Source organism: Microbulbifer okhotskensis, assembly GCF_023895975.1.
In the GTDB taxonomy this organism is placed as follows: domain Bacteria; phylum Pseudomonadota; class Gammaproteobacteria; order Pseudomonadales; family Cellvibrionaceae; genus Microbulbifer; species Microbulbifer okhotskensis.
Window position 1 is genome coordinate 1 of sequence record NZ_JALBWM010000513.1, and the last position, 234, is coordinate 234.

At 53.4% G+C, this 234-nt stretch carries 1 pseudogene; it reads left to right on the top strand.

Annotation, left to right across the window (positions count from 1 at the left end):
• Window positions 1–221: pseudogene (locus tag MO867_RS23115) on the top strand (IS256 family transposase); the annotation flags it as partial.
• Window positions 222–234 lie beyond the last annotated feature (13 nt).

Here is a 234-nt window from a genome sequence, read left to right on the forward strand (position 1 = left end):
ACCCGATTGAGTCGACGTTCGGAACGATACGACACCGGACTAAGCGCTCCAAAGGGTGCCTGTCGAGAGAGGGAATGCTACACATGCTGTTTAAGCTGGGCATGTGTGCAGAGGGAAAATGGAGAAAGCTCCGAGGTTTTGACTACCTAGCCAAAGTCATCACCGGAGTGGAGTTCAAAGATGGAGAGGAGGTGCCAACAGTCGACCAGAGCGCTGCTTGATCAGGCCTGTTGA